Source organism: Streptomyces sp. NPDC001634 (assembly GCF_040298185.1).
GTDB lineage: Bacteria > Actinomycetota > Actinomycetes > Streptomycetales > Streptomycetaceae > Streptomyces.
In genome coordinates this window covers 34,055-47,687 of the sequence record NZ_JBEOZU010000007.1, presented here as the reverse complement: position 1 = coordinate 47,687, position 13,633 = coordinate 34,055, and the positions used below count along the sequence as shown (strand labels likewise).

Sequence of the window (13,633 nt, the reverse complement as noted above, 5' to 3'; positions counted from 1 at the left end):
TCCTCCGCTGTGAACTCGCTCCTCCGCTGTGAAGAGGAAAGGAGTGTGGTAAACGCCGCACTGCTGATCGGTAGGCACGCCACTACGCTACGGATGAGTAACCGTACTTACTTCTGAGCAGACACCTAGTACTTCTGAGCAATCCCCCAGCACCTCACCCTCACGTCCCCACTGAGCAGGCAGGGAGCCGCATCCCGATGTCCGAGCCGGAAGAGATCGACATTCACACCACCGCGGGCAAGCTGGCGGACCTCCAGCGCCGCGTCCAGGAGGCGACGCACGCGGGCTCGGAGCGCGCCGTCGAGAAGCAGCACGCCAAAGGCAAGCTGACGGCCCGTGAGCGGATCGAGCTGCTGCTGGACGAGGGCTCGTTCGTCGAGCTGGACGAGTTCGCCCGGCACCGGTCCACCAATTTCGGGCTGGAGAAGAACCGCCCGTACGGGGACGGCGTCGTGACTGGTTACGGCACCGTCGACGGCCGCCCGGTCGCGGTGTTCTCGCAGGACTTCACGGTCTTCGGCGGGGCGCTGGGCGAGGTCTACGGCCAGAAGATCGTCAAGGTGATGGACTTCGCGCTGAAGACGGGCTGTCCGGTCATCGGCATCAACGACTCCGGCGGCGCCCGGATCCAGGAGGGCGTCGCGTCGCTGGGCGCGTACGGCGAGATCTTCCGCCGCAACACCCACGCCTCCGGAGTGATTCCGCAGATCAGCCTGGTCGTCGGCCCGTGCGCGGGCGGTGCGGTGTACTCGCCCGCGATCACCGACTTCACGGTCATGGTCGACCAGACCTCGCACATGTTCATCACCGGCCCGGACGTGATCAAGACCGTCACCGGTGAGGACGTCGGCTTCGAGGAGCTGGGCGGCGCGCGCACCCACAACTCCACCTCGGGTGTGGCGCACCACATGGCCGGGGACGAGAAGGACGCCATCGAGTACGTCAAGCAGCTGCTGTCGTACCTGCCGTCCAACAACCTGTCCGAGCCCCCGGTCTTCCCGGAGGAGGCGGACCTGGCGGTCACCGACGAGGACCGCGAGCTGGATGTGCTGGTGCCGGACAGCGCGAACCAGCCGTACGACATGCATACGGTGATCGAACACATCCTGGACGACGCCGAGTTCTTCGAGACGCAGCCGCTGTTCGCACCGAACATCCTCACCGGGTTCGGCCGGGTGGAGGGCCACCCCGTCGGGATCGTCGCCAACCAGCCCATGCAGTTCGCGGGCTGCCTCGACATCGACGCGTCCGAGAAGGCCGCGCGGTTCGTGCGGACCTGCGACGCCTTCAACATCCCGGTGATCACGTTCGTGGACGTGCCCGGATTCCTCCCCGGCGTGGGCCAGGAGCACGAGGGCATCATCCGGCGCGGCGCCAAGCTGATCTACGCGTACGCCGAGGCGACCGTCCCGCTGATCACGGTGATCACGCGGAAGGCGTTCGGCGGGGCGTACGACGTCATGGGCTCCAAGCACCTGGGCGCGGACCTGAACCTGGCCTGGCCCACCGCGCAGATCGCCGTCATGGGCGCGCAGGGCGCGGTCAACATCCTGCACCGCCGCACCATCGCCGAGGCCGAGGCGGCCGGGGAGGCGGAGGCGACCCGGGCCCGGCTGATCCAGGAGTACGAGGACACCCTCCTCAACCCCTACATCGCGGCCGAGCGGGGCTACATCGACGCGGTGATCATGCCGTCCGACACCCGCCGCCATGTCGTCCGCGGCCTGCGCCAGTTGCGCACCAAGCGGGAGTCCCTGCCGCCGAAGAAGCACGGCAACATCCCCCTGTAAGGAGACGCTGTGACGATCAAGGTCGTACGGGGCAACCCGACCCCGGAGGAGCTGGCCGCCGCACTGGCGGTGGTACGCGCCCGCGCCGCGGCGGCAGCCTCCATACCGCCCGGCGCGGCACGCCCCCGGGACTCCTGGGCCGACCCGTCCCGCATCGCCGCCCATCGGCTGCCCCAACCGGGCCCGACGGCATGGGGCCGCACGTACTGGCCCGGCTAGGCACACCAGCGCAGCGAACGGGGCCGGCCCGAGCCGTCCGGGACCGGCCCCTTCGCCCCGCGGAGCGCCGCTCCGCGGCCTGACCGGTTCCTTGAACGCGGGACCGGCTGCTCCGCCGCCCGGCCGGGTCCACCAAAGCCCGACCGGCCTCGACGCCGACCGGCGACTTCGACGTCTCGGAAGCCCGACTGACGAGTCCGCCGCCGCCCGAACGGCGACGCCGCCACTGACCGGCATTCACGGCGGCGCTTGCTCGGCAATTGCGACGATCAACCGGACCGGCGTGATCGCCGGGGGACCGACGATTCCGCTGCACGACCGGTGTCTTCAACATCTGGCCGGGCTCTCCGCGACCTGACCGGCTTCTTCGACGCCAACCGGGCTGCTTCTGCACCCGCCCAGGCCTTCCACGTCTCCGACGCCCGGCGGCGACTTCGACGTCTCCGCCGCGGGACCGGCAAAACCGCCCGGAGACCGGCATCTGCGCAGCTCAGTCAACATTCACGACAGATAACCGGCATCTCCGTTGCCCGACCGACGACTCCGCCGCAGAACCGGAAATTTCGACACCCGACCGGACTCCCCGCGACCTCACCGCCTCTTCGCGGCCGACCTGCCTCTACTCCGAGACCTGACCAGGCCTTCGACGTCTCCGCCGCCTGACCGGCAAGACCGGACGAAGACCGGCATCTGCGCAGGTTCATCAGCATTCCCGACAATCAACTGGCATCCCCGCCGCTAGAGCGACCACCCCGCCGCAGAACCGGATTCTTCGACACCCGACCGGACTCCCCGCGACCTCACCGGCCTCCTCGACACCGACCGGCAGCTTCGGCACCCGACCAGGCCCCCGACGTCCCCGCCGCTCGACGGCGACTTCGACATCCCGCCCGCCGACCGGCCACACCGCCCCTGGACCGACATTCCCGCAGTTTTATCAGCAATCACGACAATCAAGCGGCATCCCCGCCACGAGACCGACCACCCCGCCGCAGAACCGGATTCTTCGACACCCGACCGGACTCCCCGCGACCTCACCGCCTCTTCGCCGCCGACCTGCCCCTACTCCGACACCTGACCAGGCCTTCGACGTCTCCGCCGCCTGACCGGCAACACCGGCCGAAGACCGGCATCTGCGCAGGTTCATCAGCATTCCCGACAATCAACTGGCATCCCCGCCGCAAGAGCGACCACCCCGCCGCAGAACCGGATTCTTCGACATCCGACCGAGTGCTTCGGCCCTCAATGGGGCCGCGGAACCGTTCGGCCAAGTTGAGTACGCGTACTCAGGCGCCCGCGCACGTCATCGACGCACGATCGAAGGCATGCTGTGGTCCGACCCCGAGAACGAGCCGCCGAAAGAACTCCGCGACATGCAGGAGATGTTGCGGCGGCTGGGGGTCCTCATGGCGCTGGCGATGCTGCTGGCGATGATCGTCATCGGCATCCGATGAGGGGCGCCGATACGCTGAGCGCATGACCGATCAGCCGCGTCGCCGTCTCGTGCTCGCATCCCAGTCCCCCGCCCGGCTCGGACTGCTCCGGCAGGCCGGACTCGACCCCGAGGTCATGGTGAGCGGGGTCGACGAGGACGCGATCACCGCCCCCACCCCCGCCGAGCTCGCGCTCGCCCTGGCCGAGGCGAAGGCCTCCGTGGTGGCTGCGAAGCCCGAGGTCATGGGTGCGCTGGTGATCGGCTGCGACTCCGTGCTCGACCTGGACGGCGAGGCCCTCGGCAAGCCCGCGGACGCGGAGGAGGCGACAGCCCGCTGGAAGTCGATGCGCGGCCGGGCGGGCACGCTCCAGACCGGGCACTGCGTCTACGACACGGTCAGCGGCCGGTACGCGTCCGGGACGGCGTCCACCGTGGTCCGCTTCGGCGAGCCGACGGACGAGGAGATCGCCGCGTACGTCGCCTCCGGCGAACCCCTCTACGTGGCCGGGGCGTTCACGCTCGACGGCCGCTCGGCGCCCTTCATCGACGGCATCGACGGCGACCACGGCAACGTCATCGGCATCTCCCTGCCGCTCGTCCGCCGACTGCTGGCCGAACTGGGCGTCGGTATCACAGAGTTGTGGGCGCCGGAGAATTGAGCGACACCGGCCGGGGGCGACCGGTGTGAGACAGGCGTTCAGGGGGTGACCGGTGCGGGGCCGCCGTTCTCCGGGGTCTCACCCCTCTCCGGGGCCGACGGGGCCGGCGGGGCCTGCTTCACCGTCGCGTCGCCGCCCTCGGGGCCGTCGTCCACGGGCGGCGCGCCGGCCGGGCCCTCCTGGTCGTCGTACGTCATGAGGGTGAGCAGGATCAGCCCGAACACCACCATCATGAACGCGAACGCGCCCCAGCCGACCAGGCCGACCGTGAAGGCACCCAGCAGACCGTGGACCACGGCGGCGCTGATCAGGAGGATGCGCCAGATACCGGACGGGGAGCGGTCGCGCACGGCGACCAGCAGGGCGGCGAGCGCGCACAGCGCGAAGTAGAGACCGAAGACGACACCGCCCGCCTTCGACGACACGGACATCGCGTCCGGGTCGAGTCCGGCCAGGGACATGTTCTGCCGGTCGACGACCACTCCGAGGAACCAGTTCACCAGTGCGATACCGAACGCCTCCGCGAGGAGGATGATCGCGACGATCCATGCCACCGGTCTGCGGACCACCGGGTCCCCACCCACTTTCGAGCGCGTTGCGTGTTACCTCAAGTACGTTCGAGACATCGCGAACGCTACTAACGGGTAAACCTCCGGACAAGAGGTCTGGCAGCGGCAAAGATTGATTGGGCCATTAGTAGGGACTGCACAAAGAAACACGACCGGCGGCAGGACTACTTCATAGAGACCTTGACCACATCGGAGGGCTAGGGTTTTCCGGTGGATTCCCATGTACGGCGGTGCGACAAGGGATTTCGCAGGTTGAGTGAGCCTGGTTTCACGCTCCGTGTGGGCAAGCTCACCACTGGGGACGGGTCGAAACGTCGTGTCGGCAGTCCCTAAACTCGGCTTGTTTCAAGGAGAGGGAGCCATCGTGCGCAAGGTGTTGATCGCCAACCGTGGCGAAATCGCTGTCCGTGTCGCCCGGGCCTGTCGTGACGCCGGGATCGCGAGCGTGGCCGTGTACGCCGACCCGGACCGGGACGCCCTGCACGTCCGCGCGGCGGACGAGGCGTTCGCCCTGGGCGGTGACACCCCCGCCACCAGCTACCTGGACATCGACAAGGTGTTGCAGGCAGCCAAGGACTCGGGAGCGGACGCGATCCACCCCGGTTACGGCTTCCTCTCCGAGAACGCGCACTTCGCCCAGGCCGTCCTGGACGCCGGGCTGATCTGGATCGGCCCGCCGCCGCAGGCCATCCGCGACCTCGGTGACAAGGTCGCCGCCCGGCACATCGCCCAGCGCGCCGGCGCCCCGCTGGTCGCCGGCACCCCCGACCCGGTCTCCGGCGCCGACGAGGTCGTCGCCTTCGCCCAGGAGCACGGCCTGCCGATCGCCATCAAGGCCGCCTTCGGCGGCGGCGGTCGCGGTCTTAAGGTCGCCCGCACCCTCGAAGAGGTCCCCGAGCTGTACGAGTCGGCCGTCCGGGAGGCGGTCGCCGCCTTCGGCCGCGGCGAGTGCTTCGTCGAGCGCTACCTCGACAAGCCCCGCCACGTGGAGACCCAGTGCCTGGCCGACTCCCACGGCAACGTGGTCGTCGTCTCCACCCGTGACTGCTCCCTCCAGCGCCGCCACCAGAAACTCGTTGAGGAGGCCCCCGCGCCATTCCTGAGCGAGGCACAGGTCGCCGAGCTGTACTCCGCTTCGAAGGCCATCCTCAAGGAAGCCGGATACGTCGGCGCCGGCACCGTCGAGTTCCTGGTCGGCAACGACGGCACGATCTCCTTCCTGGAGGTCAACACCCGCCTCCAGGTCGAGCACCCGGTCACCGAGGAAGTCGCCGGCATCGACCTGGTCCGCGAGATGTTCCGCATCGCCGACGGCGAGGAACTCGGCTACGGCGACCCCGAACTGCGCGGCCACTCCTTCGAGTTCCGTATCAACGGCGAGGACCCCGGCCGCAACTTCCTCCCGGCCCCCGGCACGGTCACCCGGTTCGCCCCGCCGTCCGGCCCGGGCGTACGACTGGACGCCGGTGTGGAGTCCGGTTCGGTCATCGGCCCGGCGTGGGACTCGCTGCTGGCCAAGCTGATCGTGACCGGCCGCACCCGCAAGGAGGCCCTGCAGCGGGCCGCCCGCGCCCTGGAGGAGTTCCAGGTCGAGGGCATGGCCACCGCGGTCCCGTTCCACCGCGCGGTCGTCAAGGACCCGGCCTTCGCACCCGAACTGACCGGCTCGACCGACCCGTTCACGGTCCACACCCGCTGGATCGAGACCGAGTTCGTCAACGAGATCAAGCCGTTCGCGGCCCCCGCCGAGGCGGAGGCCGAGGAGGAGCCGGGCCGCGAGACGGTCGTCGTCGAGGTCGGCGGCAAGCGTCTGGAGGTCTCGCTGCCCGCGTCGCTGGGCATGTCGCTGGCCCGTACGGGACTTGCGGCGGGCGCCAAGCCGAAGCGGCGCGCGGCCAAGAAGTCCGGCCCGGTCGCCTCCGGCGACACCCTCGCCTCCCCGATGCAGGGCACCATCGTCAAGGTCGCCGTCGAGGAGGGCCAGGAGGTCAAGGAGGGCGACCTGGTCGTCGTCCTGGAAGCCATGAAGATGGAGCAGCCGCTGAACGCGCACAAGGCGGGCACCATCAAGGGCCTCAGCGCGGAGGTCGGCGCGTCCATCACCTCCGGCGCCGCGATCTGCGAGATCAAGGACTGACGCGCGCGTACGTAGGTACATAGTTAAGTAGGTATGTAGGTACGTAGGTAGTCAGAAGCGCCTGGCGGACCGGAGCAGTCGGTCGTCCGCCGGGCGCTTCTTCTGCTGCCGACCATGCGGTGGTCCGAGGCGCTGGGCGCGGAGAAGTGCGCAGATAAAGTGCGCAGACAAGAGGCCGTGGGCGCCTCGAGAGGGGCGGCGGGGCGGTCCGAGGAGCGGTCGGCCTCCGCTGTCGCGGGGCACGAGACACGGGTTCCGGGGCAGGGGGCACGGATCGCCTACGACCGTCAGGTGTCCATTTCCGGCGGGTGCCTACGACCGCCAGATGCCCATTTCCGGCGGGTGCCTACGACCGCCAGGTACTCACTACCGGCTGGTGCCCGCGGGGCCGGGCACCGGTCGACCGTCGACGCCGAGTGCGGTGGGCCTAGCGGCGACGCAGGTCCGCGACTCGTGCGCGCTCCCCCGTGGGCGGTTCCCCGAGGACCGTCGCGCTGCGCAACTGCGGGCCGGCGCCCGGGACCTGGCTGCGGCGTGGACCCGGGAGGGGCACGTCCCGGCGCGGCTGCCGCCCCGCCGGGGCCGCATCGCCTCCCGCCGCCGCGCCGCCCGCCGCCCCGGCCACCGCGATCTGCACGCCCTGATCGGCCAGGGCCTGCAGTTCGGTGGCCGCGCGGTCGTCGTGCGCGGGCGGCTCGTCCGTCACCAGCCGGGTGATCACGTCGGTCGGCACGGTCTGGAACATCGTGTCCGTACCGAGCTTGGTGTGGTCGGCGAGGACGACGACCTCCGCGGCCGCCTGCACCAACGCCCGGTCGACGGACGCCGACAGCATGTTGGACGTGGACAGCCCCCGCTCGGCGGTGAGCCCGCTTCCGGAGAGGAAGGCCCTGGAGACCCTGAGGCCCTGGAGCGACTGTTCGGCACCGCTGCCGACGAGGGCATAGTTGGAGCCGCGCAGAGTGCCGCCGGTCATCACGACCTCGACGCGGTTGGCGTGGGCCAACGCCTGAGCCACCAACAGGGAGTTGGTGACGACGGTCAGCCCGGGCACCCGTGCGAGCCGGCGTGCCAGCTCCTGCGTGGTGGTGCCCGCCCCGACCACGATGGCCTCGCCCTCTTCGACGAGACCCGCGGCGAGGTCGGCGATGGCCGTCTTCTCGGCGGTCGCGAGATGTGACTTCTGCGGAAAGCCGGACTCCCGCGTGAACCCGCCCGGCAATACCGCACCGCCGTGCCGGCGGTCGAGGAGTCCTTCTGCCTCCAGTGCGCGCACGTCCCGCCGTACGGTCACTTCGGAGGTCTGGACGACGCGGGCGAGCTCACGGAGCGACACGGCCCCGTTCGCACGCACCATTTCGAGGATCAATTGGCGACGTTCTGCAGCGAACACGAAACTGACAGTAACCCCAACGACCGTCTGGTTTCAGCAGTTTGCGCCGAATAACAGAAGTTGTTCGCACGGCAGGGCGGAAAGTGGTATAGGCGCCTACTCCCGGCGCCTATGCCGTGCGCATCGTCGGCGACTCCCCGTGATCGCCGTACACCCGCCCCTGACCGGGCGCGGGCCGTCAGACCTCGCCCGTGGCCTTCCGGGTGTGCAACTGCCGTGCCACCTCGGCGATCGAGCCCGACAGAGAGGGGTACACGGTGAAGGCGTTCGCGATCTGTTCGACCGTCAGATTGTTGTCGACCGCGATCGAGATGGGGTGGATCAGTTCCGATGCGCGCGGCGACACGACCACACCGCCGACGACGATGCCCGTGCCCGGACGGCAGAAGAGCTTCACGAAGCCGTCGCGGATGCCCTGCATCTTGGCGCGCGGGTTGCGCAGCAGCGGCAGCTTGACGACCCGGGCGTCGATCTTGCCCGCGTCCACGTCGGCCTGGGTGTAGCCGACGGTGGCGATCTCGGGGTCCGTGAAGACGTTCGAGGAGACGGTCTTCAGGTTGAGCGGGGCCACCGCGTCGCCCAGGAAGTGGTACATGGCGATACGGCCCTGCATGGCGGCGACGGACGCGAGGGCGAAGACGCCGGTGACGTCACCGGCGGCGTACACGCCCGGGGCCGTGGTCCTGGAGACCTTGTCGGTCCAGATGTGCCCGGACTCCCGGAGCCTGACCCCGGCCTCCTCCAGGCCCATCCCGCTGCTGTTCGGAATGGCGCCGACGGCCATGAGGCAGTGCGAGCCGGTGATGACGCGGCCGTCGGCGAGGGTGACCTCCACCTTGTCGCCGACCCGCTTGGCCGACTCGGCGCGGGAGCGGGCCATGACGTTCATGCCGCGGCGGCGGAAGACGTCCTCGAGGACGGCGGCGGCGTCGGGGTCCTCGCCGGGCAGCACGCGGTCGCGGGAGGAGACGAGGGTGACCTTGGAGCCGAGGGCCTGGTAGGCGCCGGCGAACTCGGCACCGGTGACACCGGAACCGACCACTATGAGCTCCTCGGGCAGCTCGTCGAGGTCGTAGACCTGGGTCCAGTTGAGGATCCGCTCGCCGTCGGGCTGGGCGTCGGGCAGCTCGCGCGGGTGACCACCGGTGGCGATGAGCACGGCGTCGGCGGTGAGGGTCTCCTCGCTGCCGTCCGCGGCCCGTACGACGACCTTGCGCGACCCGTCCAGTGCCTGCATGCCCTCCAGCCGGCCGCGGCCGCGCATGACCCGGGCGCCGGCGCGTGTGACGGACGCGGTGATGTCGTGGGACTGGGCGAGAGCGAGCCGCTTCACCCGTCGGTTGACCTTCCCGAGGTCGACCCCGACCACGCGGGCGGCCTGCTCCAGGGGAGGTGTGTCGTCGGCAACGATGATGCCGAGCTCTTCGTACGACGAATCGAAGGTGGTCATCACCTCGGCCGTCGCGATGAGCGTCTTCGACGGCACGCAGTCGGTGAGCACCGACGCCCCGCCCAGACCGTCGCAGTCGACGACGGTCACCTCCGCGCCGAGCTGCGCGGCCACCAGCGCCGCTTCGTATCCGCCGGGTCCGCCACCGATGATCACGATCCGAGTCACGTACCCCATTGTCCCGCACGATTCGGGTGGCTCTCCTCCGGGGGCCGGGCGGTGGTGCAGCTGTTACAGAAGAGACGGACGGGGTGCTGTCGTACCCTCGACTCCATGTCGCTCTATGCCGCGTACGCCGGCAACCTCGACGCCCGGCTGATGACCCGCCGCGCTCCGCACTCGCCGCTGCGCGCCACCGGCTGGCTCAATGGCTGGCGGCTGACCTTCGGGGGTGAGCACATGGGCTGGGAGGGCGCCCTCGCGACTCTCGTCGAGGACCCGGTCTCCCAGGTCTTCGTCGCGCTGTACGACATCGCCCCGATGGACGAGGACTCCATGGACCGCTGGGAAAGCGTGGGGCTCGACGTCTACCGCCGTATGCGCGTCCGCGTCCACACCCTGGACGGCGAGGAGCCGGCCTGGACCTACGTCCTGAACGGTTACGAGGGCGGCCTCCCCTCCGCGCGCTACCTGGGCGAGATCGCGGACGCGGCGGAGTCGGCCGGGGCACCACACGATTACGTGATGGAGCTGCGCAAGCGGCCCTGCTGAGGGTGCGCGGTCCCTAAACTCCATGGGGACCGGACGCATGAACGGAAGAGGCGCAATGACCGGCACGCGTACGTACCAGGTCTTCTACACCGAGCAGGCCGCCACGGCACGCGACCGGCTCGACGACCGGCAGCGTGCCGCGTTCGACAAGGGAATCGCCGTACTGGCGCGCGACCCCTTCCTCCCGGCATCCCGCGCCATAAGCTCCACGGGCGACGACCGCACGGTCCGGCTCACCCAGAACATCCTGGTGGAGTACACGATCAGCCTGGGCCGACTGCTGGTCTTCATCGTCGAGGTCTTCAACGACAAGGACATCGTCATCACGGACGAGGACTGATCGCCCCCCGTTTTTCGTCGGAAACGACAAGACAACGATCGCATTGCCGTGAGCTCCCTCATCTACGCGCGTAGGCCGAGACCGGCTACTCTCATGCGCGTGAACGCATCTCTTCTTCCGGACGACATCCAGGGCGACCCCTACGCCGCCGCCGACGCCGCCGCCGCGCGCCTGCGCGAGCTGACCGGTGCCGAGACCCACGACGTCGCCCTCGTGATGGGCTCCGGCTGGGCTCCGGCCGTCGACGCCCTCGGCGAGGCCGAGGCCGAGTTCCAGGTCACCGAGCTGCCCGGCTTCCCGCCGCCGGCCGTGGAGGGGCACGGCGGCAAGATCCGCTCGTACAGGATCGGCGACAAGCGCGCACTGGTCTTCCTGGGCCGTACGCACTACTACGAGGGCCGTGGCGTCGCCGCGGTGGCGCACGGCGTCCGCACCGCCGTCGCCGCCGGCGCCAAGACGATCGTCCTCACCAACGGCTGCGGCGGTCTGCGCGAGACCATGCGCCCCGGTCAGCCGGTCCTGATCAGCGACCACATCAACCTGACCGCGACCTCCCCGATCGTCGGCGCCAACTTCGTCGACCTCACCGACCTGTACTCCCCGCGCCTGCGCGCCCTGTGCAAGGAGATCGACCCCTCTCTCGAGGAGGGCGTCTACGCGCAGTTCACCGGCCCGCACTACGAGACCCCGGCGGAGATCCGCATGGCCCGCGTCATCGGCGCGGACCTGGTCGGCATGTCCACGGTCCTGGAGGCGATCGCCGCGCGCGAGGCCGGTGCCGAGGTCCTGGGCATCTCCCTGGTCACGAACCTGGCCGCCGGTATGACGGGCGAGCCGCTGAACCACGAGGAGGTCCTCCAGGCGGGCCGCGACAGCGCCACGCGGATGGGGGCCCTGCTGGCCCAGGTCCTGCACCGGCTGTAGGGCACCGCCGCCGGGGTGACCGCCTCTGGGGCCGAGCCCCCGCCCGGCCCGGGCCGAAGCTGTCGACCGGACATGGAAGTAGTGCCGGACGGCCCCAGTGGTGCTGGACTGTACGCCAACGACGATGCGCCGCACGCCCCCGTGCCCGCAGCCGCCCAGCGCGGGCCGGGAACGGGGCGGGGGGTGTCCGCCCACCGAACGGGCGACGCTCCCCACCAACACACAACGAGAGGTTGACCCGACGTGCACGACGAACTCATCGCACGGGCCAAGGCGTGGCTGGCCGAGGACCCCGACGCGGACACCCGTGAGGAACTCGCCAAGCTCATCGATGCCGAGGACCACGCCGAGCTCGCCGCACGCTTCAGCGGCACCCTCCAGTTCGGCACCGCCGGCCTCCGCGGCGAACTCGGCGCGGGCCCCATGCGTATGAACCGCGCCGTGGTCATCCGTGCCGCCGCGGGCCTCGCCGCGTACCTGAAGAAGAAGGGCCGGACCGACGGCCCCGTCGTCATCGGCTACGACGCCCGCCACAAGTCGGCCGACTTCGCCCGGGACACCGCGGCGGTCATGACGGGCGCGGGTCTGCGTGCGGCCGTCCTTCCGCGTCCCCTCCCCACCCCCGTCCTCGCCTTCGCCATACGGCACCTCGGCGCGGTCGCCGGCGTGGAGGTCACCGCGAGCCACAACCCGCCGCGCGACAACGGCTACAAGGTCTACCTCGGCGACGGATCCCAGATCGTGCCGCCTGCCGACGCCGAGATCGCGGCCGAGATCGACGCGATCACCTCGCTCGACGCGATCCCCCGCCCGGACGGCGGCTGGGACACGCTCGACGACAGCGTCCTCGACGCCTACCTCGCCCGTACGGACGCAGTACTCGCCCCGGACTCCCCCCGCACCGCGCGCACCGTCTACACCGCGATGCACGGCGTGGGCAAGGACGTCGTCCTCGCCGCCTTCGCCCGGGCCGGCTTCCCGGCCCCTGTCCTGGTCACCGAGCAGGCCGAACCGGACCCGGACTTCCCGACCGTCGCCTTCCCCAACCCGGAAGAACCGGGTGCCATGGACCTGGCCTTCGCCAAGGCCCGCGAGACGGACCCCGACCTCATCGTCGCCAACGACCCCGACGCCGACCGCTGTGCCGTGGCGGTCAAGGACGGGGGCGACTGGCGCATGCTGCGAGGCGACGAGGTCGGCGCGCTGCTCGCCGCCCACCTGGTAGGACGCGGCGCGCGCGGCACCTTCGCCGAGTCGATCGTCTCCTCCTCCCTCCTCGGCCGCATCGCCGAGAAGGCGGGCCTCCCGTACGAGGAGACCCTCACCGGCTTCAAGTGGATCGCCCGCGTCGAGGGCCTGCGCTACGGCTACGAGGAGGCGCTCGGCTACTGCGTCGACCCGGACGGCGTACGCGACAAGGACGGCATCACGGCCGCACTCCTGGTCACCGAGCTCGCCTCCGGCCTCAAGGAGCAGAACCGCACGCTCCTCGACCTCCTGGACGACCTCGCGGTCGAGCACGGCCTGCACGCCACCGACCAGCTCTCGGTCCGCGTCGAGGACCTGTCGGTCATCGCGAACGCGATGCGCCGCCTGCGCGAGCAGCCCCCGACCGGCCTCGCGGGCCTGCCCATCACCAGGTCCGAGGACCTCACCAAGGGCACGGACAGGCTGCCGCCCACGGACGGCCTGCGCTACACGCTCGACGGCGCCCGGGTGATCGTCCGCCCCAGCGGCACGGAACCGAAGCTGAAGTGCTACCTGGAGGTCGTGGTCCCGGTCGCGGGCCACGCGGACCTTCCGGCGGCGCGCGCCGAGGCGGCCGACCTTCTGACGTCGATCAAGCGGGACCTGTCGGCTGCCGCCGGCATCTGATCAGCACCCGGCCCGCGGCTCCTGCAGCCGCGGGCACGGCGGCTCCCTTACGGCAGCAGTTCAGAAGCCCGCCCTTCGTTCCACCTCGCCGAGGAAGTCGGCGGGCGCGGTGCGGGCGGCTTCCTCCGCGC

Annotated in this window: 12 protein-coding genes; 9 read left to right on the top strand and 3 right to left on the bottom strand. The window is 70.3% G+C overall.

The features are described from left to right. The first annotated feature begins 197 nt into the window (after window positions 1–197). The 4 genes from ABT186_RS06395 (at window position 198) to ABT186_RS06380 (ending at window position 4,103) form a co-directional block, all read left to right on the top strand. Window positions 198–1,790 carry an acyl-CoA carboxylase subunit beta gene (locus tag ABT186_RS06395; protein WP_351234516.1) on the top strand — a complete coding sequence of 531 codons (1,593 nt, stop codon included), beginning with the start codon at window positions 198–200 and terminating at the stop codon, window positions 1,788–1,790. A 9-nt stretch (window positions 1,791–1,799) separates the two neighbouring features. After that, complete coding sequence (locus tag ABT186_RS06390) at window positions 1,800–2,009, top strand: acyl-CoA carboxylase epsilon subunit (RefSeq protein ID WP_351234518.1); 210 nt, start codon at window positions 1,800–1,802, stop codon at window positions 2,007–2,009. Between the two features lie 1,325 nt (window positions 2,010–3,334). After that, on the top strand, window positions 3,335–3,463 hold the full coding sequence (mmpB, locus tag ABT186_RS06385) for a morphogenic membrane protein MmpB (protein WP_351923850.1): 129 nt from the start codon (window positions 3,335–3,337) through the stop codon (window positions 3,461–3,463). Window positions 3,464–3,485: 22 nt separating this feature from the next. Further along, a complete protein-coding gene (locus tag ABT186_RS06380; protein ID WP_351923848.1) occupies window positions 3,486–4,103 on the top strand; it encodes a Maf family protein in 618 nt (205 codons plus the stop codon). Between the two features lie 38 nt (window positions 4,104–4,141). On the opposite strand, the gene ABT186_RS06375 is transcribed toward ABT186_RS06380, so the two are convergent. After that, window positions 4,142–4,672 (bottom strand): hypothetical protein, encoded by a 531-nt coding sequence (locus ABT186_RS06375; RefSeq protein ID WP_351235931.1) that lies wholly within the window; start codon window positions 4,670–4,672, stop codon window positions 4,142–4,144. Between the two features lie 364 nt (window positions 4,673–5,036). Here ABT186_RS06375 and ABT186_RS06370 point away from each other — a divergent pair, with 364 nt between their 5' ends. After that, window positions 5,037–6,809, top strand: a complete 1,773-nt coding sequence (locus ABT186_RS06370) for an acetyl/propionyl/methylcrotonyl-CoA carboxylase subunit alpha (protein ID WP_351235929.1) — start codon at window positions 5,037–5,039, stop codon at window positions 6,807–6,809. A 427-nt stretch (window positions 6,810–7,236) separates the two neighbouring features. Here the strand turns inward: ABT186_RS06370 and ABT186_RS06365 are convergent, their stop codons facing one another. Continuing rightward, on the bottom strand, window positions 7,237–8,202 hold the full coding sequence (locus ABT186_RS06365; RefSeq protein WP_351235927.1) for a DeoR/GlpR family DNA-binding transcription regulator: 966 nt from the start codon (window positions 8,200–8,202) through the stop codon (window positions 7,237–7,239). A gap of 178 nt (window positions 8,203–8,380) precedes the next feature. Beyond that, window positions 8,381–9,829: an NAD(P)H-quinone dehydrogenase gene (locus tag ABT186_RS06360; protein WP_351235925.1), complete on the bottom strand. Its 1,449-nt coding sequence runs from the start codon at window positions 9,827–9,829 to the stop codon at window positions 8,381–8,383. Between the two features lie 96 nt (window positions 9,830–9,925). Here ABT186_RS06360 and ABT186_RS06355 point away from each other — a divergent pair, with 96 nt between their 5' ends. From ABT186_RS06355 to ABT186_RS06340, 4 genes are all read left to right on the top strand, one after another. Continuing rightward, entirely contained in the window at window positions 9,926–10,363 is a 438-nt protein-coding gene (locus ABT186_RS06355) for a gamma-glutamylcyclotransferase family protein (RefSeq protein WP_351235923.1), read from the top strand. Between the two features lie 55 nt (window positions 10,364–10,418). Then, window positions 10,419–10,703 (top strand): type II toxin-antitoxin system RelE family toxin, encoded by a 285-nt coding sequence (locus ABT186_RS06350; protein WP_351235921.1) that lies wholly within the window; start codon window positions 10,419–10,421, stop codon window positions 10,701–10,703. A gap of 99 nt (window positions 10,704–10,802) precedes the next feature. After that, on the top strand, window positions 10,803–11,627 hold the full coding sequence (locus tag ABT186_RS06345; protein WP_351235919.1) for a purine-nucleoside phosphorylase: 825 nt from the start codon (window positions 10,803–10,805) through the stop codon (window positions 11,625–11,627). A 243-nt stretch (window positions 11,628–11,870) separates the two neighbouring features. Next, entirely contained in the window at window positions 11,871–13,502 is a 1,632-nt protein-coding gene (locus tag ABT186_RS06340) for a phospho-sugar mutase (protein WP_351235917.1), read from the top strand. Window positions 13,503–13,633: the final 131 nt, after the last annotated feature.

What these genes read in the sequence shown, in the direction of transcription:
- ABT186_RS06350 (WP_351235921.1), top strand. Translation starts at nt 10,419, where the DNA reads ATGACCGGCACGCGTACGTACCAGGTCTTCTACACCGAGCAGGCCGCC.
- ABT186_RS06395 (WP_351234516.1), top strand. Translation starts at nt 198, where the DNA reads ATGTCCGAGCCGGAAGAGATCGACATTCACACCACCGCGGGCAAGCTG.
- ABT186_RS06355 (WP_351235923.1), top strand. Translation starts at nt 9,926, where the DNA reads ATGTCGCTCTATGCCGCGTACGCCGGCAACCTCGACGCCCGGCTGATG.
- ABT186_RS06380 (WP_351923848.1), top strand. Translation starts at nt 3,486, where the DNA reads ATGACCGATCAGCCGCGTCGCCGTCTCGTGCTCGCATCCCAGTCCCCC.
- ABT186_RS06360 (WP_351235925.1), bottom strand. Translation starts at nt 9,829, where the DNA reads ATGGGGTACGTGACTCGGATCGTGATCATCGGTGGCGGACCCGGCGGA.
- mmpB (WP_351923850.1), top strand. Translation starts at nt 3,335, where the DNA reads ATGCTGTGGTCCGACCCCGAGAACGAGCCGCCGAAAGAACTCCGCGAC.